At 37.0% G+C, this 26961-nt stretch carries 18 protein-coding genes; 10 read left to right on the plus strand and 8 right to left on the minus strand.

The window, feature by feature from the left end:
- Positions 1-39 precede the first annotated feature (39 nt).
- Positions 40-9879, plus strand: coding sequence for an isopeptide-forming domain-containing fimbrial protein (locus tag ACUN0F_RS08210; protein WP_445539350.1), 9840 nt, complete (start codon positions 40-42; stop codon positions 9877-9879).
- 109 nt (positions 9880-9988) lie between these two features.
- Here ACUN0F_RS08210 and ACUN0F_RS08215 read toward each other — a convergent pair whose 3' ends face one another.
- Positions 9989-10978 carry an NAD(P)/FAD-dependent oxidoreductase gene (locus ACUN0F_RS08215; RefSeq protein WP_048542263.1) on the minus strand — a complete coding sequence of 330 codons (990 nt, stop codon included), beginning with the start codon at positions 10976-10978 and terminating at the stop codon, positions 9989-9991.
- A 462-nt stretch (positions 10979-11440) separates the two neighbouring features.
- Here ACUN0F_RS08215 and ACUN0F_RS08220 point away from each other — a divergent pair, with 462 nt between their 5' ends.
- The 5 genes from ACUN0F_RS08220 to pepA all read left to right on the plus strand — a co-directional run bounded on the left by ACUN0F_RS08220 (position 11441) and on the right by pepA (position 15936).
- On the plus strand, positions 11441-12649 hold the full coding sequence (locus ACUN0F_RS08220) for an NAD(P)/FAD-dependent oxidoreductase (protein WP_000856607.1): 1209 nt from the start codon (positions 11441-11443) through the stop codon (positions 12647-12649).
- Positions 12650-12771: 122 nt separating this feature from the next.
- Complete coding sequence (locus ACUN0F_RS08225) at positions 12772-13278, plus strand: NUDIX hydrolase (RefSeq protein ID WP_000415296.1); 507 nt, start codon at positions 12772-12774, stop codon at positions 13276-13278.
- A complete protein-coding gene (locus tag ACUN0F_RS08230) occupies positions 13275-13592 on the plus strand; it encodes a YuiB family protein (protein ID WP_046953595.1) in 318 nt (105 codons plus the stop codon). The genes ACUN0F_RS08225 and ACUN0F_RS08230 overlap by 4 nt, the downstream gene beginning before the upstream one ends.
- 86 nt (positions 13593-13678) lie before the next feature.
- The gene (locus ACUN0F_RS08235; protein ID WP_000920109.1) at positions 13679-14305 is read left to right on the plus strand and encodes a 3D domain-containing protein; all 627 of its coding nucleotides are present in this window, start codon (positions 13679-13681) and stop codon (positions 14303-14305) included.
- 146 nt (positions 14306-14451) lie between these two features.
- Positions 14452-15936, plus strand: a complete 1485-nt coding sequence (gene pepA / locus ACUN0F_RS08240; protein ID WP_445539351.1) for a cytosol aminopeptidase — start codon at positions 14452-14454, stop codon at positions 15934-15936.
- A gap of 129 nt (positions 15937-16065) precedes the next feature.
- Here pepA and cdaS read toward each other — a convergent pair whose 3' ends face one another.
- The gene (gene cdaS / locus ACUN0F_RS08245; RefSeq protein WP_001158739.1) at positions 16066-16671 is read right to left on the minus strand and encodes a sporulation-specific diadenylate cyclase CdaS; all 606 of its coding nucleotides are present in this window, start codon (positions 16669-16671) and stop codon (positions 16066-16068) included.
- 143 nt (positions 16672-16814) lie between these two features.
- Here cdaS and ACUN0F_RS08250 point away from each other — a divergent pair, with 143 nt between their 5' ends.
- Together ACUN0F_RS08250 and galU are read left to right on the plus strand one after the other, a co-directional pair.
- Positions 16815-18539 carry a phospho-sugar mutase gene (locus ACUN0F_RS08250; RefSeq protein ID WP_445539352.1) on the plus strand — a complete coding sequence of 575 codons (1725 nt, stop codon included), beginning with the start codon at positions 16815-16817 and terminating at the stop codon, positions 18537-18539.
- Between the two features lie 108 nt (positions 18540-18647).
- Positions 18648-19535 (plus strand): UTP--glucose-1-phosphate uridylyltransferase GalU, encoded by an 888-nt coding sequence (gene galU, locus ACUN0F_RS08255; RefSeq protein ID WP_000832650.1) that lies wholly within the window; start codon positions 18648-18650, stop codon positions 19533-19535.
- 105 nt (positions 19536-19640) lie between these two features.
- Here galU and ACUN0F_RS08260 read toward each other — a convergent pair whose 3' ends face one another.
- The 3 genes from ACUN0F_RS08260 to ACUN0F_RS08270 all read right to left on the minus strand — a co-directional run bounded on the left by ACUN0F_RS08260 (position 19641) and on the right by ACUN0F_RS08270 (position 22012).
- Positions 19641-20477 carry a hypothetical protein gene (locus tag ACUN0F_RS08260; protein ID WP_445539353.1) on the minus strand — a complete coding sequence of 279 codons (837 nt, stop codon included), beginning with the start codon at positions 20475-20477 and terminating at the stop codon, positions 19641-19643.
- Between the two features lie 147 nt (positions 20478-20624).
- A complete protein-coding gene (locus tag ACUN0F_RS08265) occupies positions 20625-21218 on the minus strand; it encodes a biotin transporter BioY (RefSeq protein ID WP_445539354.1) in 594 nt (197 codons plus the stop codon).
- Positions 21219-21268: 50 nt separating this feature from the next.
- Positions 21269-22012: a DUF3298 and DUF4163 domain-containing protein gene (locus ACUN0F_RS08270; RefSeq protein ID WP_000810341.1), complete on the minus strand. Its 744-nt coding sequence runs from the start codon at positions 22010-22012 to the stop codon at positions 21269-21271.
- A gap of 95 nt (positions 22013-22107) precedes the next feature.
- Here ACUN0F_RS08270 and ACUN0F_RS08275 point away from each other — a divergent pair, with 95 nt between their 5' ends.
- Entirely contained in the window at positions 22108-22491 is a 384-nt protein-coding gene (locus ACUN0F_RS08275) for a hotdog fold thioesterase (protein ID WP_000520763.1), read from the plus strand.
- Positions 22492-22527: 36 nt separating this feature from the next.
- Here ACUN0F_RS08275 and ACUN0F_RS08280 read toward each other — a convergent pair whose 3' ends face one another.
- Both ACUN0F_RS08280 and ACUN0F_RS08285 read right to left on the minus strand, forming a co-directional pair.
- Positions 22528-23904, minus strand: coding sequence for a glycine--tRNA ligase (locus ACUN0F_RS08280; RefSeq protein ID WP_000287156.1), 1377 nt, complete (start codon positions 23902-23904; stop codon positions 22528-22530).
- A gap of 345 nt (positions 23905-24249) precedes the next feature.
- The gene (locus ACUN0F_RS08285; protein WP_000554569.1) at positions 24250-24963 is read right to left on the minus strand and encodes a DNA alkylation repair protein; all 714 of its coding nucleotides are present in this window, start codon (positions 24961-24963) and stop codon (positions 24250-24252) included.
- A gap of 118 nt (positions 24964-25081) precedes the next feature.
- Between ACUN0F_RS08285 and ACUN0F_RS08290 the strand changes: the two genes are divergently transcribed.
- Positions 25082-25549, plus strand: a complete 468-nt coding sequence (locus tag ACUN0F_RS08290; protein ID WP_445539355.1) for a hypothetical protein — start codon at positions 25082-25084, stop codon at positions 25547-25549.
- A gap of 74 nt (positions 25550-25623) precedes the next feature.
- Here the strand turns inward: ACUN0F_RS08290 and ACUN0F_RS08295 are convergent, their stop codons facing one another.
- The gene (locus ACUN0F_RS08295; RefSeq protein WP_000545213.1) at positions 25624-26949 is read right to left on the minus strand and encodes an ArsB/NhaD family transporter; all 1326 of its coding nucleotides are present in this window, start codon (positions 26947-26949) and stop codon (positions 25624-25626) included.
- Positions 26950-26961: the final 12 nt, after the last annotated feature.

Raw genomic sequence — 26961 nt, forward strand, 5'->3', positions numbered from 1 at the left:
GACGGATAGCAAATATATAGAAAGGAGAAAGGTAAAAATATGAAGAAATCGTTGAAGTGTTTTAATGTCGTAACAATAATCGCACTTCTCTTATCCATCATATTGCCTTCACCTAGTGCTTTTGCAGAGATACATAAGAAGAGCTGGGATGAGTTACAAGGAAATGATGTGAGAATTAAGGCAGAGCAAGTAAATGCTGAAATATATAGGGGAGAAGTAGCTGAGAGGGAGCACGTATTTCAATATACGATTGAAAATACGGGAGATACACCAATTCAAGAATTGGTGCTTAAACAAAATAATGAAAATGAAATTACGTTCCTGTCGCAATCTGTGAAAGTAAACGGAGAGAAGTTACCTGAAAATAAGGTAGCGGATTTCTATGTAGAGGAAAAAGATAAGGGAGGAAAGCTTCTTTCTTCTAATCTTAAAATTCTAGATTTAAAATCACATGAAAAAATGACGGTGTTAATAAAAGCTAGTCGCACGCAGCATTTTAATAAAGAATACAAACAAAAGATTAGTGTGCAAAAGGATCAAGTACAAATAGGGACCATGTCTGTAGATGTTGAAGGGATTCCTTCTGAAAACAAGGTAGAAGCTAATGCTGATGATGAGGCTGACAGTAGTAAGAAAGAAGTAGGTCCATCAGTTGATAATACAACTAAAAAAGTTGATGAAAAGCTAAAAGTATTTGCAGAAGATAAAAATAAATCTGTATTAAAAACAGAACTGGAGAAGGCAGAACAACCAGTAACTGAAGCTGAGAAACAGCCAGAAAAAGAGGTAGTAAAGCAGAGTGATACAGAAGTACAAGCTGCGTCAGAGAATGCTTCGAAGGTTCAAATTCAGGTAGGAGATAGGCAAGGGTTTGGAGATCCACTGTATTCTATAATTGCTGCTGGTAATTTAGTACAGACTGGTAATGTGACGCTTGGGCTAACAGATAATTATTATACTAGGCAAAGTGTCGGGGGGAAAGTAAATAAAAAAGCTGTAGATATTGATAATGATGACACTACATTTAATTCATCAACAGGAGCTTTTCCTAACATCCCTGCTGGAAGTAAAGTGAAAAAGGCGTATTTATTTTGGACAGCAGCTATGGGGACTCCAAGTGATGCAAGGACCGATTATAGAGTTAGCGATGAAGATGTAAGACAGCCGGTTAAAATGAAGATGGGAAATAAGCAATACGCTGAAGTAAGTGCTGATAGTATACGAAAAGCGGATTATTTACCGTATATTGCAAATCACTATAGCAGTGGCGCAGGATATGTTGCATTTGCTGACGTAACAAATGTAATTGCGAAACAAGGCCTTTCTCAAACGGTGACAGTTGCAAATGTACCACAAATTAAATTTGAAAAGGGCAGTGGTTACTACTGGGGCAACTGGAATCTTATATTAGTTTATGAAAACTATAAAGAAACCGTAAAAGATATGAAAATTTGGGAAGGGTTAGTTTCTCAAAAAAGTACAGCTTGGGCAGATATTAGTGTTAATAAAATAAACACGCCGAAAGAAGGGGCTTTTAAGGCGAAATTTAGTTATTTCTCGTCACAAGGAGATCCTGCTGAAAATGATATATATGCTTATGATTATGGAGAGTATGACTTTGGATTAGGATATCAAAAGTTTAAAAATATTAAAGGGAAAGACAATGATGTTAATGACTCGTCTATGACAGAAGTACAAGTGGATGGTACTAACGAGTTTGTTACAAAAAAATATCCGGGATATAACCCAGATTGGACAAATTCATTTAGTACAGATATTCATACGTATCACCTTGAGGGACCAAAGCAAGTGAAAAATAATTTAAAAGAAGGGAAGATGCGTTTTAAAGCAAATGGTAGCGGCGGTGACATTTACGTATTAAACAATACTACATTCGTCACAGAACATAATGCGCCAAATTTACAAGTTGATAAAAAGGCATTAGATGGTACTGGAAAAGAAATTAAGGAAGTTAAAGTTGGCGAAGAAATTACGTATCAAATTGAAGTGAAAAATGATACGAAGAACAATCAAGCACCGGTATCTAATGTAAAAGGCTTTGATAAATTAGATGATCGCTTAGAGTATGTCCCGGAATCAATCCAATATGTTACTGGCAGCAATAAAGGACAAAAAACAGATGATGCAAACGATGATGAAGCAGAGTTTGTAAATAATCAAATTGATTTCCGTATTGGTGAAGGGGCAGATGCTAAAGACGGTGGTGTTTTACAGCCGGGTGAAAGTGCCATTATTACATTTAAGGTGAAAGTGAAAGAATCTATACAATCAGATACAACAATAAAAAATGTTGTCGCTGTAAAGGGACAAGATAGTGCCGAAATAAAGTATGAAACTGAAGATGATGCAAACGTTACGGTTACGACTCCAAAAGAAGTTCATGGAGAAATAGAAGCGAGAAAAATAGCTTCTAATAAATCACCGAAGTTAGGTGATGAGGTAGAGTATCGTATTACATTTAAAAATAAAGTAAAAGATGGATGTCTAGACGTATTGACAATAGAAGACGAATTACCGAGTAGTCTTGAGTTTGTGAAAGATAGTTTGAAAGCAGAAGGTGCAAAACCAGAGCCAGTAGAGCTGAAATTTGAAAATGGTAAAGTAATTGCAAAGTATCCAGAAATTACGGATATGGAAGAAAGAAGTATCGTCTTTAAAACGAAAGTAAAAGAAACTGCAAAAATTGGTGAAGAAGTTGTTAACAAAGCAATTGTTAGTGATAAAACAAATCCACCAAAGAATCTAGAAGAAAAGATTACACCACAGTATAAGGCCGGCAAAATTGATGCAAAGAAAAAAGCAACAAATAAGAAGCCGAAGCTAGGAGAAGAAGTTGAATATCAAATTAGCTTCAAAAATACGGTAGAAAATGGAAAACTAGAGGCAGTTACAATAGAAGATGAAATTCCAGCTAACTTAGAATTTGTTCAAGGCAGTGAGAGAGCTGAAGGTGCTGGACCAAGTCCAGTAGAGTTAAAAGTAGAAAATGGTAAGGTAATCGCAAAATATCCAGAAATTACGGATACAGAAGAGCGAAGCATCATTTTTAAAGTGAAAGTAAAAAAAGAAGCAAAAGTAGGAGAAACAATTGTTAATAAAGCAATTGTGAGCGACCCGAATGGTCAGTCTGAACATCCAGAAGAAAAAATTACGCCAAGTTATAAAGACGGTAAAGTAGACGTAGATAAAAGCGTAACGAATCAAACACCAAAACTAGGAGAAGAAGTGGAGTACCGCATTACATTTCATAATACGGTAGAAAACGGAAAGCTAGAAAAGGTAATGATAGAAGACACGTTGCCTGAAGGTGTTGAATACGTGAAAGATAGTTTGAAAGCAGAAGGTATAAAACCAGAGCCAGTAGAACTAAAAATGGAGAATGGAAAAGTAACTGCAAAATATCCAGAAATTACGGATATGGAACAAAGAAGTATTGTTTTTAAAGTGAAAGTAAAAGAGACGGCAAAAGTAGGGGAAGCAATTGTGAACAAAGCAGTTGCAAAAGATCCGAAACATGATCCGGCTGATGCAAAGGTTGTTATTACACCGCAAAGTAAAAAAGGTGAAATTGCGGCTACAAAGGTAGTTAATAATGAAAAGCCGAAGCTAGGAGAAGAAATCGAATATCGAATTAGTTTTCATAATACAGTAGAAAACGGAAAACTAGCAGAGGTGCGAGTAGAAGATACAATTCCAACAGGTCTTGAATATGTAGAAAATAGTATTAAGGCTGAAGGGGAAGCACCGGGGCCAGTAGAATTAAAAGTTGAAGCTGGGGTAGTTAAAGCTAAGTATATCGATATTACGGATATGAAAGAAAGAAGTATCGTCTTTAAAGTAAAGGTGAAGGAAGAAGCAAAAGTAGGTAAAGAGATTGTAAATAAAGCAATTGTTGATGATACGAAACATCCACCGATTGAGCCGGAGGAAAGAATTACTCCGCAATATAAAGATGGAATGATTGATTCGACTAAGACAGTAGATAATCCATCACCGAAACTAGGAGAAGAAGTGGAATACCGAATTAGCTTTAAGAATACGGTAGAAAACGGAAAACTAGAAAAGGTAAAAATAGAGGATACAATCCCTAACGGTTTAGAGTATGTAAAAGGTAGTGAAAAGGCAGAAGGCGATAAACCGGCTCCAGTAAAGTTATATGTGAAAGATGGAAAAGTTATCGCTGAATACGAAAATATTACGGATACGAAAGAAAGAAGTATCGTCTTTAAAGTAAAGGTGAAAGAAGAAGCGGAAGTAGGAAAGGAAATCGTCAATAAGGCAATTGTTGATGATACGAAAGATACAAAAGAGCCAGAAGCAAAAATTACGCCATTACACAAAGATGGAAAAGTTAAAGCAAAGAAAAGCGTAAATAATCTAGTGCCGAAGTTAGGAGAAGAAGTAGAATACCGAATTAGCTTTAAAAATACGGTAGAGAACGGAAAACTAGCAGAGGTGAAGATAGAAGATACTTTACCAGAAGGCTTAGAGTATGTAGAAAACAGTGTGAAAGCGGAAGGTGCCGGACCAAATCCAGTAGAGTTGAAAGTGGAAAACGGTAAGGTAGTGGCGAAGTATCCAGAGATTACGGATACAGAAGAAAGAAGTATCGTTTTTAAAGTGAAAGTAAAAGAAGAAGTAAAAGTCGGCGGAAAAATCATTAATAAAGCAACTATTGATGATTCGCAAAACAAGCCAGTTAATCCAACAGCGGAAATTATTCCTCAGTATAAAGATGGAAGAATCGAAGCGAAAAAGATTGTAAATAATGTAACGCCGAAGTTAGAAGAGGAAGTAGAGTACCGAATTAGTTTTAAGAATACGGTAAAACATGGAAAGCTAACAGAGGTAAAAATAGAAGATGATTTACCAAATGGCTTAGAGTATGTGAAAGATAGTTTAAAAGCAGAAGGTTCTAAACCAGAACCAGTGGAATTGAAAGTGGAAAACGGTAAGGTAGTGGCGAAGTATCCAGAAATTACGGATACAAAAGAGAGAAGTATTACTTTTAAAGTGAAAGTAAAAGGTAAAGTGAGCGATACAATTGTCAATCAAGCAATTGTGAGTGATACGAAACATCCGCCAGAAACACCGAAGGCAGAAATTATTCCGCAGCATAAAGACGGAATAGTTGAAGCAAAAAAAGTAGTAAATAATGTATCACCGAAGTTAGGAGAAGAAGTAGAATACCGAATTAGCTTTAAAAATACGGTAGAGAACGGAAAACTAGCAGAGGTGAAGATAGAAGATACTTTACCAGAAGGTTTAGAGTATGTAGAAAACAGTGTGAAAGCGGAAGGTGCCGGACCAAATCCAGTAGAGTTGAAAGTGGAAAACGGTAAGGTAGTGGCGAAGTATCCAGAGATTACGGATACAGAAGAAAGAAGTATCGTTTTTAAAGTGAAAGTAAAAGAAGAAGTAAAAGTCGGCGGAAAAATCATTAATAAAGCAACTATTGATGATTCGCAAAACAAGCCAGTTAATCCAACAGCGGAAATTATTCCGCAGCATAAAGATGGAAAAGTTGAAGCAAAAAAAGTAGTAAATAATATATCACCGAAGTTAGGAGAAGAAGTAGAATACCGAATTAGCTTTAAAAATACGGTAGAAAACGGAAAACTAGCAGAGGTGAAAATAGAAGATAATTTACCGAATGGATTAGAGTATGTGAAAGACAGTGTGAAAGCAGAAGGATCTAAGCCAGAGCCGGTAGAACTGCAAGTGAAAGATGGGGAAGTAATTGCCAAATATCTAGAGATTACGGATACAGAAGAAAGAAGTATCGTCTTTAAAGCGAAAGTAAAAGAAGACTTCAAAGTTGGTGACGGCATTGTCAATAAAGTAGTTGTTGATGATACGAAAGATCCAACGACATCAGAAGTAACGATCACACCAGAATATAAAGACGGTAAGCTGAAAGCTGAGAAGTTTGTAAACAATAAGAAGCCGAAGTTAGGAGAAGAAGTAGAATACCGAATTAGTTTTAAAAATACGGTAGAAAACGGGAAGCTAACTGAGGTTAAAGTAGAAGATGAGATTCCAGCTGGATTAGAATATGTGGAGAACAGTTTGAAGGCGGAAGGTTCTAAACCGGGTCCAGTAGAACTGAAAGTAGAAAACGGCAAGGTAATGGCAAAGTATCCAGCAATTACAGATACGAAAGAAAGAAGCATTGCCTTTAAAGTGAAGGTAAAAGAAGAGGCAGAAATAGGTAAGGAAATTGTTAATAAAGCAATCGTAGTAGATATAACACATGAGCCAGAAAAACCTTATGTGGAAATTACTCCGCAGTATAAAGATGGAAAAGTTGAAGCAAAAAAAGTAGTAAATAATGTATCACCGAAGTTAGGAGAAGAAGTAGAATATCGAATTCGTTTTAAAAACAAGGTAGAAAACGGAAAACTAGCCGAGGTAAATATAAAGGATACATTACCAAAGGGTTTAGAGTATGTTGAAGGCAGTATCACAGCAGAAGGTTCTAAACCGGAACCAGTAGAGCTACAGGTGAAAAATAATAAGGTAATGGCAAAATATCCAGTAATTACAGATACAGAGGAAAGAAGTATTGTCTTTAAAGCGAAGGTAAAAGAAAGCGTAAAAGCGGGAGAAGAAATCGTAAATGAAGCGATTGTGGATGATACAAAGAATCTGCCAGAAGAGCCTTATGTACCGATTACACCCCAATATAAAGATGGAAAAATTGAGGCGAGAAAAGAAGTAAGTAATCACGAACCGAAGCTAGGCGAGGAAATCGAATATCGAATTATTTTTAATAATACGGTGAAGGATGGAAAGCTAGCAGAGGTGAAGATAGAGGATGAAATCCCAGCTGGTTTAGAGTTCGTACAAGGAAGCGAAAAGGCTGAAGGTGAAGAGCCAAAACCAGTGAAGTTGCAAGTAGAAAATGGCAAGGTAATGGCAAAGTATTCAGAGATTATGGATACGAAAGAAAGAAGTATTGTCTTTAAAGTGAAGGTGAAAGATTCAGTTGCAATAGGCAAGGGTATTACAAATAAAGCGATTATTCATGTGGATGATCCGAACCATCCTATAACTGAACCGACAGCGAAAATTACACCGCAATATAAAGACGGTAAAGTTAAGGATGATAAAAAAGTAAGTAAAAAAGATCCAAAGCTAGGGGAGGAAATTGAATACCGCATTTCATTTAGTAATACGGTGAAAGATGGAAAGCTGGCTGAGGTGAAGATAGAAGATGAAATTCCGTCTGGTTTAGAATTTGTGAAGGATAGTCTAAAAGCAGAAGGTGATAAGCCAGCTCCAGTAGAGTTGAAAGAAGAAGCTGGAAAAATTATCGCAAAGTATGAAAATATTACTGACATGAAAGAAAGAAACATTATCTTTAAAGTGAAAGTGAAAGATGATGTGGAAGTGGACAAGGCAATTGTGAATAAAGCGATTGTGGATGATTCACAAAATCCAGTAGAGCAACCAGAAGTAGATATTACCCCGCAGTATAAAGACGGTAAAGTTAAAGCTGATAAAAAGGTAAGTAAAAAAGATCCAAAGCTAGGAGAAGAAGTAGAGTACCGAATTCGTTTTAAAAATACGGTAGAAAACGGAAAACTAGCAGAGGTGAAAATTGAGGATCAATTACCAACTGGTTTAGAGTATGTGAAGGATAGTTTAAAAGCAGAAGGTAATGAACCGAATCCAGTAGAGTTAAAAGAAGAAGCTGGAAAAATTACAGCGAAGTATGAGAATATCACTGATACAGCGGAGCGTAGTATTAGCTTTAAGGTGAAAGTAACGGAAGCAGCAAAGGTCGGTAAGACAATCGTGAACAAGGCAATTGTGGATGATCATAATCCAAAGAATCCGCCGCAAAAACCAGAAGCGATTATTACCCCGGAGTATAAAGATGGAAAACTAAAAGCTGAAAAAACAGTAAATAACGAAGCTCCGAAATTAGGAGAAGAAGTAGAGTATCGAATTACTTTCCGTAACGTAGTTGAGCATGGAAAAGTAGCGAAGGTGAAAATTAAGGATGAATTACCAAATGGCTTAGAGTTTATAGAAGGTAGTGAAAGAGCTGAGGGAGAGAATCCGAAACCGTTGCATGTGAAAGTGAAAAACGGAATCGTCCTTGCAGAGTATCCCGAAATTGTGGATACGAAAGAAAGAAGTATCGTCTTTAAAGTAAAGGTGAAAGAAAAAGCTAAAATAGGTGAGGAAATTGTGAATAAGGCGGTTGTGGAAGATACAATACATCCACCAGAGCAACCGAATGTCGCTATTCAGCCTCAATATAAAGATGGTGCATTACAAGCAGAAAAAACAGTAAGTAATCATGAACCGAAGTTAGGAGAAGAGGTAGAATATCGAATTAGCTTTGAAAATACGATAGAGAACGGAAAACTAACTGAGGTAAAGGTAGAAGATGAAATTCCAGCCGGTTTAGAATATGTACAAGATAGTATAAAGTCTGATGGGCCGGAACCAAATCCAGTAGAACTTCATGTTGAGAATGGAAAAGTAACAGCAAAGTATCCGGAAATTACAGATACGAAAAAAAGAAGCATCATCTTTAAAGTGCGAGTACAAGAATCGGTACAAGTAGGAAAAGAGATTATAAACAAGGCGATTGTGGATGATAATAATCCGACGACTCCACCAGTTGAGTCACTTATACCAATTACACCGCAATATAAAGATGGGAAACTAGAGGCAAGGAAAGAAGTAAGTAATCATGAACCGAAGCTAGGAGAAGAAATCGAATATCGAATTACTTTTAACGGCACAGTAGATGGCGGGAAGTTAGTTGATGTGAAAATTGAAGATGAAATTCCAGCTGGTTTAGAATATGTGCAAGATAGTTTGAAGGCTGTAGGTGACAAGCCTGCACCAGCAGAGCTTACAGTAGAGAATGGAAAAGTAATAGTGAAGTATCCAGATATTATGGATATGAAAGAAAGAAGTATCATTTTTAAAGTGAAGGTAAAAGAAACAGTAAAAGTTGGAGGGGAAATAACAAATAAAGCGATTATTCATGTGGATGATCCGAACCATCCAGTTATAGAACCGACAGCGACAATAAAGCCAGAATATAAAGATGGTAAGTTAAAAGCAACGAAGACAGTAAGTAATAAAGAACCGAAGCTAGGAGAAGAAATCGAATACCGAATTAGCTTTGAAAATACGGTAGAAAACGGGAAATTAGCCGTGGTAAAGGTAGAAGATGAAATTCCAGCCGGCTTAGAATACGTGCAAGATAGTCTTAGATTTGAAGGTGCTGAGCCAAATCCAATAGAGTTAAAAATGGGATTTGGAAAAGTAACTGCTGCGTATCTAGACATTATGGATACAAAAGAACGTAGTATTATTTTTAAAGCGAAGGTAAAAGAAACTGTTAAAAGCGGAGAGGAAATCGTGAATAAAGCGATTGTGGAAGATACAACAAACAAACCGCTTGAACCGACAGTTTCCATTAAGCCGAAAGAACCAGAAGTGAAACCGGAAGATCCGAAAGAACCAGAAGTGAAACCGGAAGATCCGAAAGAACCAGAAGTGAAACCGGAAGATCCGAAAGAACCAGAAGTGAAACCGGAAGACCCGAAAGAGCCAGAAGTGAAACCGGAAGATCCGAAAGAACCAGAAGTGAAACCGGAAGATCCGAAAGAACCAGAAGTGAAACCGGAAGATCCGAAAGAGCCAGAAGTGAAACCGGAAGACCCGGAAGTAAGACTGGAAAAATTAATTAAAGAGCCGCACGTAAAGGTAGAAAGAGAATTACCGAAAACAGGGGCGGCATCTCCATGGATGATGTCAGTTGGTGCGGGAATTTCATTCTTAGTCGGCGGAGTATTATTCATATTAGGTAGAAGAAGAAAACAGTAATTCTAAAAGCACAATGAGTTCGATCATGTATCGGATTCATTGTGCTTTCGTTTTCTGATATATAAAGAAAAGCTCCTTCCATACGTGGAAGGAGCTTTATTTTTGTATATTAAAACATACTAGAGCTGTGCATCGGTTGAAGTTTTGCGTTTGGATCGAAGTAAGCTTTTGCATTGTTTACTGCTGTTGGTGCTTCACCGAAGCCGCAAGCAATGAGTTTTACTTTTCCTTCATATGTACAAATGTCACCAGCAGCGTAAATGCCAGGAATATTTGTTTCCATTTTCGAGTTCACGAGAATGCTGTTTTTTTGTATATCTAAGCCCCAATTTTTAATTGGGCCAAGAGAGGAAACGAAGCCGTAGTTTACGATGACATCATCCACATCGATGATAATTTTTTCTTCCGTTTTTATATGCTGAAGAACGACTTGTTCAATGTTGTCATCACCAATGAGTTCTACTGGTATGTACGGTGTGCTTACTTCTGCACGAGAATTCATTAAGCTTTCTACGCTATGTTCATGTGCACGGAACTTATCACGGCGATGAACGATTGTAACTTTTTCAGCGATCGGCTCTAACATCATTGTCCAATCAACAGCTGAGTCGCCGCCGCCAAATACTACGACGCGCTTACCAGCAAATTTATTCATATCATCAACGAAATAATGTAAGTTTTTCTTTTCATACTTTGCTGTACCTTCTAATTCTAAGCGGCGTGGTTGGAAAGCACCATTGCCAGCAGTAATAATAACTGATTTAGAATAGTGAGTTTGTTTATTCGTAACAAGTTTAAATATACCGTCAGCTTGTTTCTCAAGCGTATCAACAGCTTCTTCTAAACAAACGGTTGGATCAAATTTCTTCATTTGCTCTTTTAAGTTATCAACTAGTTCTTGTGCGCGCACTTTTGGAAATCCAGCTACATCATAAATGTATTTTTCAGGGTAGAGTGCGGATAATTGTCCTCCAAGTTGAGGTAAGCTTTCAATGATTTTTACACTTGCTTGTCTCATACCGCCATAAAATGCTGTGAACAGCCCTGTTGGACCACCACCAATAATCGTTATGTCGTAAACTTTTTGATTTTCTGCCACTTTCATTCCCCCTATAGATGGAATTTTGATATTGATTTCATATATTGTTCATATGTACACGAAAATCCTGCAAATGATGACACTTTCAAATAAATGATAGCATATTTGAGTTCATAATACTTCTGAAAACGACTGAATTGTGTGTAAGTTTTCGCATAGATGCTTTTTTAATTGTATAAAATATGGTGAAAGGAAAATACATGAAAAAAAGGCTAAAAAACCCTTGAAAACGCTATGTTATTTTAAAATATTGATAATTCGCCAGACGCTTGAATTCTGGAATAAAACCGACTAATATAGGGAAGTATTATGTTAAATTTCTATGACAAAATTCGTACGATTTTTTGACTGCGTTTTGTTATGATATAGAATGTGATAAATTCCACATTCTTGACAAATAGAGTTTTTAGTACTTGGTATTATTTTTCATTACTATTATATAAAGAAAAGGGTTGTGATTTGGTGAAGACTCCAAAAATCGTAGTTTTAGGTGCAGGTTATGGCGGGATGATTACGACTGTTCGTCTGCAAAAAGCATTATCTGTAAATGAAGCTGAAATTACGTTAGTAAACAACAACAGCTATCACTACCAAGCGACTTGGTTACACGAGAGCGCAGCTGGTACATTACAAGATGAAAAAATCTGTCTAGATATTCAAGACGTTATTGATACAAATAAAGTGAACTTTGTACAAGATACAGTAGTAGAAATTAAAGCTGCTGAAAAACGCATTATCTTAAAAGACGGCGAGTTAGAGTATGACTACTTAGTAATCGGTCTTGGGTTCGAATCAGAAACATTCGGAATTACAGGGTTAAAAGAGCATGCATTCTCAATCGCTAACATTAATGCAACTCGTGAAATTCGTGAGCATATGGAAGCTAGTTTCGCTAAATATGCAACTGAACAACGCGATGAGTTAGTAACAATCGTTGTTGGTGGTGCTGGATTTACTGGTATCGAGTACGTAGGTGAGCTTGCAAACCGTGTTCCTGAACTTTGCAAAGAGTACAATGTACCACGTGAAAAAGCACGTATTATCTGTGTAGAAGCTGCTCCAACAGCACTTCCAGGTTTCGATCCAGCATTAGTAGAATACGCTGTAAAACAACTTGAGAAAAAAGGTGTAGAATTCCGCATCGGTACAGCAATTAAAGAAGCAACTGAAGAAGGTATTATCGTTGCAAACGGCGATGATACTGAATTAATTAAGTCTGAAACAGTAGTTTGGGCTGCAGGTGTTCGTGGTAACGGTATTGTAGAAGAGTCTGGCTTTGAAGCAATGCGCGGACGTGTAAAAGTTGATGAGTACATGCACGCTCCAGGATACGAAGATGTATTCATGGTTGGTGACGCAGCGTTAATCATTAACGAAGAAATTAATCGTCCATACCCACCAACGGCACAAATCGCAATTCAAGAAGGTTACAACATTGCACATAACTTAACTGTGTTAGTTCGTGGTAAAGGCGAAATGAAAAAATTCGCATTCGACAATAAAGGATCTGTATGTTCTTTAGGTCATGACGATGCAATGGGCGTTGTTATGGGCAAAAAGTTAACAGGTTGGAAAGCTTCCTTCATGAAGAAAGTTATCGATAACCGTTACCTATTCTTATTAGGTGGACCTTTATTAGTTCTTAAAAAAGGTAAATTAAAGTTCTTTTAATATATAATAGAAAAAGCAGAAACGGCTAAGAGCTGTTTCTGCTTTTTTCATTTTAAAAATATAGTATAATATATAAAAAGAAAGAATATTCTGTCCGTTCTAGTAGAGGAGGGTATTACATCATGGAGAAGCGAGGGAAAGTATGGCTAGCTGTTGGTGGCTTAGTAGCTACAAAAGATGGCAGGTGGCTGTTCGTTAAGAAAAAATACAGTGGATTAAAGGGAAAATGGTCTTTGCCGGCTGGTTTTGTAAATGAAGGTGAGACGGTTGATGAAGCTGTGAAACGTGAAGTGTTGGAAGAGACAGGTATCGTCGCTCATGTGAAGGGGATCATCGGTGTTCGATCGGGCGTGATTCGCAATGAGATTAGTGATAATATGATTATTTTCCTTTTGGAGCCTGAAGGAGAAAACATTATTGTACAGGAGAAGGAATTGTCTGAAGTAGCATTTTTACATCCAGATACGATTGCGGACGATCCAAATACGTCTCTACTTATCAAATATTTGTTTGAAGGAAGATCAGAACTACATCTTGAGATGAACAAAACATTAGATCCAGGAGAGCAATTTGGTTATACAGCCTATCATGTATTTACGGCGCATGCGAAGGAGAGGGAGAAAGAGTGAGTATACCGGTACTACTTATTTCAATGATGTTATTTTTTATTTTGTTTTTTGGAATTGGATTTTTACTCAACATGATATTGCGAGCGACATGGGTAATGGTTATTGTGTATCCGATTGTTTGTATACTTATTATTAATAAGGCGAGTATGTGGGATTATTTTTCAAAGCCGAAAGAAACATTCTCTTCATTTGGGACAAGTGTATCGCATTTAGGGCAGGCAGATGTGTTTATTCTATCTACTGGATTAGTAGGTGCTGCTTTAGCCGGAATTGTAATTAAGAAACTTCGGAAAAGCGGATATCAAATGTTTTAATCTCCAATTCATTTGGGGATTATTTTTTTGCATATTCCTTCATCGTATAGGGAATGATTAACGATGAAGGAGTGTGGAATATAAAAATGTTAAAACGATATTGTATTCGCATTATGATGACTTGTTTACTTGTATCCGCATTATGCGTAACATGGAATGCTTTCACAGGAGTTTCTTTATTAGAGATTGTAAAGAAATATGAGGGAACGAGTGCAAAAGAAGTACATGCAGCAGAAGTTAAGAGAAATGTTGCTCCGAGTAAAGAAGTGATAAATGCTTTAGAGCAGGCAAACGACTGGTCTAAATATCGTTCAATTGAAATGACTGCAACAGGTTATACGTCGGGAATTGAATCAACTGGTAAGAGACCAGGACATCCGGAGTATGGTATTACATATTCAGGAGTTAAGGTGAAAAGGGATTTATATTCCACAATCGCTGCGGACTTACGCGTATTCCCAATTGGAACGATTCTATTCGTACCAGGTTATGGGTACGGTGTAGTAGCTGATAAGGGCGGTGCAATAAAAGGAAACCGTCTTGATCTGTATTATGATACGGTGAAAGATGTTTATAGCCAATGGGGTAAGAAAAAAGTAAATGTGTATGTAGTGAAAGTCGGAAATGGTAAGTTTTCAGAAGAAGAGTTAACGATGTTAAATCAAGACGAAACGATGCAAGTGTTTCGTGGTCAATATTTAAAACAAAGATAGTCTAGTGGTAATTACGCTAGACTTTTTTATTTTATAAATAGAAGAAGTATGGATTATATAGGATATAGTAGAAGTTAGAATTGTCGCATTTTATCGAAAATAAAGTTATAATAAAGGTAGAGTAGAGAAATTTAGGGGGTCTGAACATGTTTCAAGTACAAAAAGAATTAGCAGGTCATGAAGCGGTAATCGTTGCCTTATTTGAAGAAGAAAAAACGAGTAGTTTTGTACAAGAACTGGACAAAGCGTTTGAAGGACAACTACAAGTTTTATTAGAAGAGAAAGAACTTTCTACGAAGAAGAAAGCTATTTCAAAAGTACATAGTTTAGGAAAAACAAATGTGAAACGTTATTATTTCGTTGGTTTAGGTAAGAAAGAGTCTTACACGACAGAAACGTTGCGTGCTGCTCTTGGTAAGGCGTTTAAAACGTTACAAGCAGCAAAAGTACAAGATGCAGCAATCTTGCTTGATTCTTTCGTAACAGAGAAATTAGATGCGATTGATGTAGCTCATATTGCAGCAGAAGTACAAGGTCTTGGTACATATGAGTTACAAACGTATAAATCAGATAAAAAGGATCGTGTGGAACTAGAGAAGCTCACGGCTATTACAGCGGAAGATGCACAAGAAATTGAAGCTGCATTAACAGTTGGCTACGTACATGGACGTGCAACAAATTCAGCTCGTACACTTGTAAATATGCCGCCAAACGTATTAACAGCAACAAAGCTTGCTGAGTATGCTGTTGAGTTAGCGGAAAAGTATGATATGGATTATAAAGTTCTTGAGAAAGAAGAGATGGAAGAGCTTGGTATGGGTGCGTTACTTGCAGTAAACCAAGGATCTACTGAGCCACCAAAAATGATCGCTCTTATTTATAAAGGAAAAGAAGAGTGGACAGATGTCATTGGATTCGTTGGAAAAGGAATCACATACGATACAGGCGGTTATTCTTTAAAACCACGTGAAGGCATGGTCGGTATGAAAGGTGATATGGGCGGTGCAGCTGCTGTATTAGGTGCGATGGAAATTATCGGTGAACTTCGCCCAGAGCAAAATGTGATCGCTGTTATTCCATCAACGGATAACGTTGTAAGTGGTACAGCATTTAAGCCAGACGATGTAATTACATCTATGAGCGGAAAAACAATTGAAGTATTAAATACAGATGCAGAAGGTCGCCTAGCGTTAGCTGACGGTATTACGTATGCGAGAAAACTAGGTGCAAACTATCTTATTGATGTTGCGACATTAACAGGTGGTGTAATTGTTGCACTTGGAAATCATACGACAGGCGCAATGACAAACAATGAAGAGTTGTTTGAGCAAGTGCTAGAGGCGTCTATGGAAACAGATGAATCAATTTGGCAATTACCGATTTTTGATCGTGATAAAGAACGTGTGAGAAACAGTAAGTTTGCTGATTTAAATAACTCACCAGGCCGCGAAGGACATGCGGTTATGGCAGGTACATTCTTAGGTGAATTTGCTGAAGATACACCTTGGGTACACTTAGACATCGCTGGAACATCTGAAACGTCAGGAGCGCATGATTTAGGGCCGGCCGGGGCAACAGGTGCAATGGTACGTACACTTGCAACACTTGTTGAACGTTTCGGAGAAGAGTAAGATCCATAAGAGAAGGCTGTTCCAATATTTTGGAACAGCCTTTTTTATTGGTATGATTGTTGTCATTTTTTTCGGTAAGTCGATATAATTTCATTTCCTATTGTACTGTTCTATAGGAAATGATGGATCCTATAAAGAAATCGTATATAACGTCCCATTTAAAGCGAATGAAGTGCGACCTGTTTCTTCAGAGACAATTAAAATAAGTGCATCGCTTTTTTCTGATAAGCCAATTGCAGCTCTGTGACGTGTTCCTAGCTCAGGATCAACTTCTGTACTTTTCGTTAACGGAAGAATATTGGCAGCTGAGACGATATGATTATTTTTAACGAGAACGGCTCCGTCATGAAGAGGGTTACCTGGATAAAAAATGGATTCAAGTAAAGGTGCGGTTAAATGGGCGTTTAATGTTGTTCCGGTTTGAATGCAAGATTCAAGTGTCTCGTTTCGTTCCACAACAATAAGAGCACCATGTTTTCGGGCGCTTAAATGCTGGACAGCTGTTGTGATGAACTGCGAGCTTTCCGTATAAGGTGATAAATACGCTTGAATATAGTATGTAGCTGCCAATGTTTGTACGTTTGCTAACATATGATGAATATCTTCCATTTTGCACAAAATACATTCATCTTCTTTATCAATTGCTTGTCTCATAATTGATAATTCTTTCTCAGCAATTTCAATCATTTGCTTTGTTTGTATTTTGAGCTCTTCTGACAAGCCCCATTCTTGCATAATCCTCATTCCCTTTAGTGGAGTATTTAACCATAGTGTATACAAATATTCCTAGTAAAATCCTGTTAGATTGTAAAAAATATTGAGATACAGGTTGTTTTTTTCATATAATAAAGGTATGACAAGCGAGAGGAGATAGAAATATGAACTGGAAACAAGAATTTAGTCGCTGGCTTTCCTATGCAGAGTTAGACGCAGAACTAAAAGAACAGTTAGAAAACATGAAGCAAGATGAGAAGAAAATTGAGGATAGCTTTTATAAAAATCTAGAATTCGGCACAGGTGGTATGCGTGGTGAACTTGGTGCTGGTACGAACCGTTTGAACGTATATACAGTTCGTAAAGCAACACAAGGATTAGCGAAGTTTATTGAAAAATTAGGTGAAGAAGCGAAAAAACGCGGTGTTGTTGTAGCGTACGATTCTCGTCATAAATCACCTGAATTTGCAATGGAAGTAGCTGCTACACTTGGTGCGCACGGTATCACAACATATGTTTTTGAAAGCTTACGTCCAACGCCAGTGCTTTCTTTCGCAGTTCGTCATTTACATACAGTAAGTGGAATCGTTCTTACGGCAAGCCATAATCCGCCGGAATATAACGGTTATAAAGTATATGGTGAAGATGGTGGGCAGTTGCCTCCAAAAGAAGCTGATGAGTTAATTAGCTATGTAAATGCAGTAGAGGATGAGTTAACAGTTGAGGTTGCTAATGTGGAGCAATTAAAAGCTGACGGTTTATTACATATTATTGGACAAGAAGTAGATGATGCATATGCAACAGAATTGAACAATGTCATTATTAATAAAGAAATGGTACAAAATGTTGGAAAAGACTTAAAAATCGTCTTTACACCATTACACGGAACATCAAATATTTCTGTGCGCCGTGGTTTGGAAGAAGTTGGATTTACAGATGTAACAGTTGTAAAAGAGCAAGAGTTACCAGATCCGAACTTCTCTACAGTAAAATCACCGAACCCAGAAGAGCATGCAGCGTTTGAGTATGCAATTCGTGACGGTGAGAAGGTAGGCGCAGATGTGTTAATCGCAACGGATCCTGACGCAGACCGCCTAGGCGTTGCAGTTCGTAATCACGATGGTGAGTTCCAAGTATTAACTGGTAACCAAACAGGTGCATTAATGCTTGATTACTTATTATCTCAAAAGAAAGAAAACGGAAAACTTCCAGAGAACGGTGTTGTATTAAAAACAATTGTAACGTCTGAAATTGGCCGTACAATCGCGAAAGCATACGGTTTAGATACAGTTGATACATTAACTGGATTTAAATTTATCGGTGAGAAAATTAAACAGTATGAAGAAAGCGGACAATACGAATTCCAATTCGGTTATGAGGAAAGCTATGGTTATTTAATCCGTCCATTCTGTCGTGATAAAGATGCAGTCCAATCTGTTCTATTTGCATGTGAAGTAGCTGCATACTACAAATCACAAGGTAAAACGTTATACGATGGTCTATTAGAAGTATTTGCGAAGTACGGTTTCTTCCGTGAAGATCTTGTATCGCTAACGTTAAAAGGAAAAGATGGAGCGGAACAAATTCAAGAGATGATGGCAACATTCCGTGAAAATCCTCCGAAAGAAGTAGCGGGCTTAACAGTTGTCGCTGTTGAAGACTATAAAGCGAGCATCGTTACATCTTTACAAGATGGACATAAAGAAGAGATTCACTTACCGAAATCAAATGTGTTAAAATATCAATTAGAAGATGGGTCTTGGTTCTGCCTACGCCCATCTGGAACTGAACCGAAGATTAAGTTCTACTTCGGTGTTCAAGACAATTCTTTACAAAATAGTGAACAAAAGTTACTTACTATTAAAGAAGATATTATGAATCGTTTATAATATAAAGTAATTTTAAGTAGTAAGGAACAAAAGGGAGTGAAACCTCCCTTTTGTTCTATGTAAGGAAATGATCGTTATTGATTCTGACAGAAGAGAGGGTATTTTGTGATGAAAAGAGTAAGAAAAGCGATAATCCCAGCAGCTGGATTAGGAACACGTTTTTTACCAGCTACAAAAGCAATGCCAAAAGAAATGTTACCGATAGTAGATAAACCAACTATCCAATACATTGTAGAAGAAGCAATAAAATCAGGAATCGAAGATATTATTATCGTTACTGGTAAAACGAAGCGCTCTATTGAAGATCATTTTGATAATGCATTTGAGTTAGAGCAAAACTTATTAGAAAAGAAAAAGTATGAGTTACTTGAAAAAGTACAGGCTTCTTCAAAAATGGTAGATATTCACTATATCCGCCAAAAAGAACCAAAAGGATTAGGACATGCAGTTTGGTGTGCACGTAAATTCATCGGTGATGAGCCATTCGCTGTTTTATTAGGTGATGATATTGTTCAAGCTGAAAAACCATGTTTACGTCAATTAATTGAAGAATATGATAAAACGCTTTCTTCTGTTATTGGTGTACAAACGGTTCCAGAAGATGAAACACACCGTTATGGAATTATCGACCCATTAGAGCAGGAAGGACGTCGTTACCAAGTTCGCAATTTCGTTGAGAAACCAGCAGCAGGTACAGCACCTTCAAACTTAGCAATTATGGGACGTTACGTTTTAACACCTGAAATCTTCATGTTCTTAGAACAGCAACATGTTGGTGCTGGTGGTGAAATTCAGTTAACTGATGCAATCCAAAACTTAAACGAAATTCAACGTGTATTCGCTTACGATTTCGAAGGAAAGCGCTACGACGTAGGTGAAAAGTTAGGATTCGTTCAAACGACAATCGAAATGGCCCTGCAACACCCAGAATTACGTGATGAAATGGTTCCAATGATGCAGAAAATTTTAGAAGAACACACGAAGCAACAGTCTTAATATAGTGATATAATCCCCTGTTGGATGAGCCGTAAAGGAACGTATTTACTGCTTGATCTAAAGGGGATTTTTTTGAGAAAAAAAGACACTCTCTTGAGAGTGTCTTTACTTTTGATCAGTAGGCTTTAGCTCATCAGCTTTAGATTTAATCTCATCAGTAATAGCGATATTAATATTTCCAGCTGCTTTTTTATATTCCTGAATCAATGCATTAACGTTTTGATTAAATGAAATTAAGCTGCCACTTGGAGATTGGGCTTGTTCGTTAAGCGCAGTGATAATCCCGTATATTTTTTTATATTCTTCATAGGTTTCTTTATACTTATTAGGCTGTTCTTTTGCAGCTTCAGAGACTAACTTTAAATCATTTCCCATATTGCTATAAAACGTATCAACGGTTGTAATCATTCCGTCAATTTCTGTTCTCTTAGAACTTAGTGCATTATTGAAGTCCTGTCTTTTATCTATTGCACTTGACCATGTAGTTGAATACTCGGATAATACGTAAGATGCTGTATATTTAAAGGTGTTTATATTATTATAAAAAGATGCTGCTGCAACTAAGTAATTAGCTTCTTTTTTCTTTTGGGCTTGAAGAGCTTGATACTCCTCTTCCATATTTGTTACTTTTGTTATCGTAAAGAGAAGAACGATGACGGATATAACTGTTGTAAGAAATAGTATTATAGATGTTACTAACGGTTTTTTTGCTGGTAATTTTCGTACTTTCTTAATTAACCCAATAACAATAAAGATTAAAGCCGCGCATAAACTAACTATAGTAAGAATTAAAAAGAAAAATGCTAGGCCGTTTCCAAAGGTATATGACATTCCTAACTCACTATTTCCATATAATTTGTAACTGATACTCATACCTAGTATGAAAAATAAAGATAGTACTCCGACACTTACTTTAATAAGTGTATTTTTTGATAGATTCACTGATTTTCCTCCAAAATATTGTTCTAATTAGATGTGCAGAATATCTAATTTGCTGAATTAGCATAACAAAAATCATTTCTAATATGTGTCGTATATTGTCGAAAAATAAAAAGAGTTATCTTAACATAGTAAGATAACTCTTTTTTATTATGAAATCGTCGAATGAGAATGCTGATAAGCGGAACGACGTACAGCATAGTATATGCGAGGTGCGATAATAGCACCGATAATTGTAAATACAATATCTTTTATTGCGAACCATATCATAATCATCCAAGCCGCTTTATAACTCATATTACCACCCATGAAGAAATTGACTGCCCCGTACATATAAGTAGTACCGATAATATACGTTAAAATGATTCCTGTGAAAGAGGCAATTGCAAATGTACTGAATGTTGGTCGTTCTTTTTGTTCTACTAGTTTTCCGGATACGTAAGCAACGATAATAAATGCAATAATAAAACCACCAGTAGGATCTAAAAGTGCTCCAAATCCAGCTTTGAAGTTAGCGAAGATTGGTGCACCAGCTAAGCCAACGAGCATATACACAGTCATTGATAATGCGCCAAGTCTACTTCCAAGAAGAAGCCCTGCTAAAATTGCGAAAAATGGTTGCATAGATAATGGGATGCCCGCCACTTGCAGGAATGGTGCCCAAGATACAATATTTGCACCAATGGCCATAAGAGCGACGAACATGGCAGCTAATGCTAAATCTAAAACATGAAATCTTCTCATAATGTTAACCTCCTGTTGTTTTTAGGTTAACATTATCGTAGCGAAAATATTTACTTGTTGTCAATCAAAATATTTTGATAAGAAGGCTTCAAATAATCTCTTAGCAACGTATACGGAATACGAAATTGAGGAATTCCGCTTGAATAAGGAGCAATCTCATATAAAGGGAAATAAATGACGAGATTGTCCGGTTCTAAAAAGAAGTGAAACTTTTTCGTGCTCATGACCTTTTCAGTTGCATCGGGAAAATAAATGCCTTCATTTTGTTTAATTTGTCTTACGATCTCAGCGCGGATTACTTCTTTATATTTATCTTCTTGTTGAAATAAATCATCTAAGCGTAGTAACTTTTTTTCATTTAAATCAAATGTGTTTGCCTTCCACGTATAAAGACCGTGTGCTCCGCCTGTATATTGATAGTAATTCAAATATAGGCTGAGTAAGGGTGGTTTATTTAAGGAAACTTTATAATCAACATTCGCCACGTACGGATGAAAAGGTGTGCTAGATCCTTCCGTTTCTTTATAATATTTTTTTGCGTCTTTTTCTAATTTAGTTTTAAATTTGTCAGTAGATTTTTTGTAATAGAAATTGAGCTTATTTTGAAATTTAGAATCGGAAAAATTGTGAAAGGAAGGTCTGTTAATTTGATATTCTATATAAGGTTTCTTACCTTTTTGTGTTACAGTCTGAACATCGATTGTCAGGTTGGATGCTTTGGCTGCTAGTGCACAATTTGGTACAATAGTCAGCAAGGAGAACATAAGCAGTAATATACAAAATTTCTGTTTCATTTAGGTGAAACCTCCTTATATAAGTGTTATAAGTAGTTTGAAAATAAATAGGTAAAATTATACATTCAATTAAAGTAAGAGAAGGAGGAAACGATATGGGAAAAACTTTAATGGATTCACTTGGAATTGAGTTGTTAGAGATGACAGAAGATAAGGTGGTTGCTACGATGCCTGTTGATGAGCGTACGCATCAGCCATTTGGTTTTTTACACGGTGGTGCATCTCTTGCATTAGCAGAAACAGTAGCAAGTGTCGGTTCGTACAATTTAATTGATCAAGAGAAATGTATTTGTTTCGGTCTAGAAATTAATGCAAATCACATTCGCTCAAAGAAAGATGGGATTGTAACAGCGATCGGGACACCGATACATAGAGGACATTCAACGATGGTTTGGGATGTACGTATTATTGATGAGAATGATGATTTACTATGTATATCAAGATGTACAGTAGCAATTAAAGAAAAACGTGAAAAGTAAAAAGAGGCGGCTCAATAGAGCGCCTCTTTTTTATAATTAGAACTGGATTTTCTTCTCTAAGAAGCCTTTTAGCTCGCTAATTGGCATACGAACTTGTTCCATTGTGTCACGGTCACGTACTGTAACAGCTTTGTCTTCAACTGAGTCGAAGTCGTAAGTGATACAGAATGGTGTACCGATTTCGTCTTGACGACGGTAACGTTTACCGATAGAACCAGTTTCGTCAAAGTCTACCATGAAGTCTTTAGCTAATTCTGCGAATACTTCAGTAGCACCTTCAGATAGCTTTTTAGATAATGGTAAGATAGCTGCTTTGTATGGTGCTAAAGCAGGGTGGAAACGAAGAACTGTACGAGAATCGTTTTCTAATTGCTCTTCTTCATATGCATCACATAAGAATGCTAATGTTACACGGTCAGCACCTAAAGATGGCTCGATGCAGTACGGTACGTAACGCTCATTCGTTTGTGGATCGATATAGTTAAAGTCTTCATTAGAGTGTTCCATGTGACGTTTTAAATCGAAGTCTGTACGAGATGCTACGCCCCAAAGCTCGCCCCAACCGAATGGGAATCTGAATTCAATATCAGTTGTTGCGTTACTGTAGTGAGATAATTCCTCTTCACCGTGGTCACGAAGACGCATGCTTTCTTCAGTCATACCAAGTGAAAGTAACCAATTCTTACAAGTTTCACGCCAGAATGCGAACCACTCTAAATCTTCACCAGGCTTACAGAAGAATTCAAGTTCCATTTGTTCGAATTCACGTGTACGGAATGTGAAGTTACCAGGCGTGATTTCGTTACGGAAGCTCTTACCAATTTGGCCAATACCAAATGGAAGTTTTTTACGCATAGAGCGTTGTACGTTTTTGAAGTTTACGAAAATACCTTGTGCTGTTTCAGGACGAAGGAAGATTTCGTTCGTGCTAGACTCTGTAACACCTTGGAATGTTTTGAACATTAAGTTGAACTGACGGATTTCAGTGAATTCTTGGCTACCACAATCAGGACATTTTACTTCATGTTCTTTCATTAAATCAGCCATTTGGTCGAAAGTAAGACCATCAACAACCATTTCGATGCCTTTTGCATCTAATGCATCTTCAATTAATTTGTCAGCACGGTGACGCGCTTTACATTTTTTACAGTCGATCATTGGATCGTTGAAGTTACCAACGTGACCAGAAGCAATCCAAGTTTTTGGGTTCATTAAAATAGCTGCGTCTAAACCAACGTTGTATGGAGATTCTTGAATGAATTTTTTCCACCAAGCTTTTTTAACGTTATTTTTTAATTCGATTCCAAGTGGACCGTAATCCCAAGTGTTTGCAAGACCACCGTAAATTTCAGAACCAGGGAAAACAAAACCGCGATGTTTCGCTAAGTTTACAACTTGTTCCATTGAATACATAATAAAATCCTCCTTTTGAAAGTTAACGTATTGGCGATGACGTGCTCAGATACTAGTGAAACGAGCGGTATATGCTTTGAAAACATAAAAAAACGCTCATCCCAAGGCTTAATTGCCTAGGGACGAGCGTTTGCCCGCGGTTCCACCCTAGTTGATACACAACAGGTGCATCCACTTTATCACGTATTGCTCGAGACTGCCGTTTCCTTGCGGCTTCAGGCTTTCACTATCCCTGAATCGCTTTTTGTGCAAGTACTTATAAGTCCGTCATCGCTACTTATATTAATAATAATGAACATATTCTAACACGTTCTTTTTTAAATCTCAATAGAAGAGCGCGTCTATCTATGATAGAGTCTCGCCTATTTTTTCGTTATTTATTCCGAAATTTTGTTTAATGTGCTTAATTGCTTCACGTTTACTAAGGGGAGCAAGCTCGTTATTTTGCACGTATTCCCAAACGACATCGGGCTTCGTTTTTGCATACTCGCGAAGGACCCAGCCAATCGCTTTTTGAATGAAAAATTCTTTTGAAGAATGTAGTTGTCCAATAATCCAGAAAAGAAGTTCTTCGTCCATCTTTTGTTTATATTTTAGCTGGAATAAAATAGCGGCGCGTTGTAACCATATGTTGTCTGATGCAATCCATTTTGGAATATAGGCAGAAATTAATTCCGGATGTTTTAAAAAGATATTCCCTAAAAATGTAGGGACGATGCTATCAACAGAATCCCACCAAGATTTTGTTACAATGAGTTCTTCTAAAAACGGGATATGAGTTTCGTTTATATGCTTTTTATATTTTTGCATAATATCGAGTGCGGCCGCTTGAAATTCACGTTCTGGTAAATCCCAAAGCTCACGTACGATAACTTGGAAATCTTTTTGATCTGGGAGAGTATGTATTTGGATGACGTCTTTCAATAGTTGTCTTCTTTCAGGTGTTTGAATACCGAGAAATGGGAAGTGATTTTTCATATAACGTGCCATCGGTTCTGCTTTTTCAAGATTTTTATGGGCTGTGAAATGCTCTTGTAATGCTTGTACAAATCGATGCATAAGTGCGTTCTCCTCTCTTATTATCTCGCTCCTATTATTATACAGAGAGTTTGGATAAATTTTAAAACATAACTTGCAATGGAATGAAATATGTTGAGAGTAGAGAGGAGAGGATAAGATGGAAGATCAAGGCGTACTAGCAGGTTTCTTTGCTCTTAGTTTTGCGTTTATTCTTGTTGTATTGATTTGGGCAATTATTGCGTATTTATTAACGGCTTTTGCACTGTATACGATGGCGAAAAATGATGGTGCAACGGATGGTGCTCTTGCGTTTATTCCTTTTTTAAATAGTAAGATATGGGGTGATTTAGCAAAAGACAAATTACCGGATTTCTTAAAAGAAGAAGCAGGATGGAAAGTATTCGGCATATATGTCGCGTGTTTCATTTTTAACTTCGTACCAATTCTATATTTATTAGCAACAGCTGTATCGATTGTACTGTCTATTTATCTCATCTACGCTATTTTAGACAAGTACGGAACGAATTCTATATTATTTACAATTATTCATACCATCACATTTTCGGTTTTCTTGCCGATTCACTTATTTATCATTCGGAATGAGCCGGTAAGATATAACGAGTAGGGATATTTGAAAAATCATTCATATAATTGTATTGAACAAGAAAAAGGGCTGTCACATGTGACAGCCCTTTTTTACTACATAAGGTAGCGTAAATAAATATAAATATGAGAAATGATTAATGAAACGATCATAATTGGGAAGCCGACTTTAAGGAATTCCATGTAGCTAAATTTATGGCCCTCACGACTTGCGATACCTGCAACGATTACGTTAGCAGAAGCTCCGATTAATGTTCCGTTTCCACCTAGACAAGCACCTAATGCTAATGCCCACCATAATACGTCGATTTGTGCGTCAGAAGGTGATAAACCTAGCCCAACTGCCATATCGTTAATAAGCGGAATCATTGTTGCAACGAATGGAATGTTATCAATTGTTGCCGAGGCGATACCAGATACCCATAAAATAAGGATAGATGCTTGAGAAATATCTCCGCCCGTTATTCCAATTACTTTTTGAGCTAAGGTTTTGATAAGCCCGATATCGATAAGTCCTCCAACGAGTACGAATAGTCCTGCGAAGAAGAAGATTGTTACCCACTCTACACTTGCGAATACTTCTTCAATTTCATGTTCTTTCACACCGATTAGCATAAGTACAGTAGCACCAGTTAAGGCAATGATAGCTGCATCAACATGGAAGATAGAATGAGTCATGAAACCTACGATTGTAAGTCCAAGTACTGTTAAAGATTTTTTCATTAATACTGGATCTTTAATGTATTGCTTTTCATCTAGACTCATTAATTTTTTAACTTGTACAGGATCAGCAATTAATTGTTTACGGTACATGAAGTAAAGTATTGTCGCTGTAACAGCAATAATAATGATTACGATAGGTGCTAAGTTGAATAAGAAAGCATTGAAATCTAAATGCTTATTTGCAGAACCGATCATAATGTTAGGTGGATCACCAATTAATGTTGCTGTTCCCCCGATGTTTGAAAAAATAATTTCAGAAAGTAAATAAGGAACAGGATTTACTTGCAGTATGCGCGTAATAGATAAAGTAACTGGAACAACAAGAAGTACAGTTGTAACGTTATCTAAAAATGCGGAACCAAGCGCAGTAAGTAAGGAAAGTGAAATTAAAATTTTAATTGGATTTCCTTGCGCCCCTTTTGCTGCTTTAATGGCAACGTATTGGAAGACACCCGATTTACTCGTAATGTTCACCAAAATCATCATACCGATGAGTAGTGTAATCGTCCCCCATTCAATATGTTTCGTAAAGGCGTTGTGTAAATCAACGACCCCCATAATTACCATGAGTGCTGCACCAAGAAGTGCGATGACAGCGCGATTAATTTTTTCAGAAATAATAATGGCATATGTAATTAAAAAGACTGCGATAGCAAAATAATACTGCCAGTTTGCGAGCTCTTGCGTTGTTTCGTGCAAAACTCTCATCTC

It is taken from the genome of Bacillus sp. 1A (genome assembly GCF_052682215.1).

Excerpts from the sequence above, each read along its gene's own strand:
- ACUN0F_RS08265 (WP_445539354.1), bottom strand. The coding sequence starts at position 21,218 with ATGAGAAGATTTCATGTTTTAGATTTAGCATTAGCTGCCATGTTCGTC.
- ACUN0F_RS08250 (WP_445539352.1), top strand. The coding sequence starts at position 16,815 with ATGAACTGGAAACAAGAATTTAGTCGCTGGCTTTCCTATGCAGAGTTA.
- ACUN0F_RS08210 (WP_445539350.1), top strand. The coding sequence starts at position 40 with ATGAAGAAATCGTTGAAGTGTTTTAATGTCGTAACAATAATCGCACTT.
- pepA (WP_445539351.1), top strand. The coding sequence starts at position 14,452 with ATGTTTCAAGTACAAAAAGAATTAGCAGGTCATGAAGCGGTAATCGTT.
- ACUN0F_RS08225 (WP_000415296.1), top strand. The coding sequence starts at position 12,772 with ATGGAGAAGCGAGGGAAAGTATGGCTAGCTGTTGGTGGCTTAGTAGCT.
- ACUN0F_RS08275 (WP_000520763.1), top strand. The coding sequence starts at position 22,108 with ATGGGAAAAACTTTAATGGATTCACTTGGAATTGAGTTGTTAGAGATG.
- ACUN0F_RS08280 (WP_000287156.1), bottom strand. The coding sequence starts at position 23,904 with ATGTATTCAATGGAACAAGTTGTAAACTTAGCGAAACATCGCGGTTTT.
- ACUN0F_RS08285 (WP_000554569.1), bottom strand. The coding sequence starts at position 24,963 with ATGCATCGATTTGTACAAGCATTACAAGAGCATTTCACAGCCCATAAA.
- ACUN0F_RS08235 (WP_000920109.1), top strand. The coding sequence starts at position 13,679 with ATGTTAAAACGATATTGTATTCGCATTATGATGACTTGTTTACTTGTA.
- galU (WP_000832650.1), top strand. The coding sequence starts at position 18,648 with ATGAAAAGAGTAAGAAAAGCGATAATCCCAGCAGCTGGATTAGGAACA.
- cdaS (WP_001158739.1), bottom strand. The coding sequence starts at position 16,671 with ATGCAAGAATGGGGCTTGTCAGAAGAGCTCAAAATACAAACAAAGCAA.
- ACUN0F_RS08290 (WP_445539355.1), top strand. The coding sequence starts at position 25,082 with ATGGAAGATCAAGGCGTACTAGCAGGTTTCTTTGCTCTTAGTTTTGCG.
- ACUN0F_RS08270 (WP_000810341.1), bottom strand. The coding sequence starts at position 22,012 with ATGAAACAGAAATTTTGTATATTACTGCTTATGTTCTCCTTGCTGACT.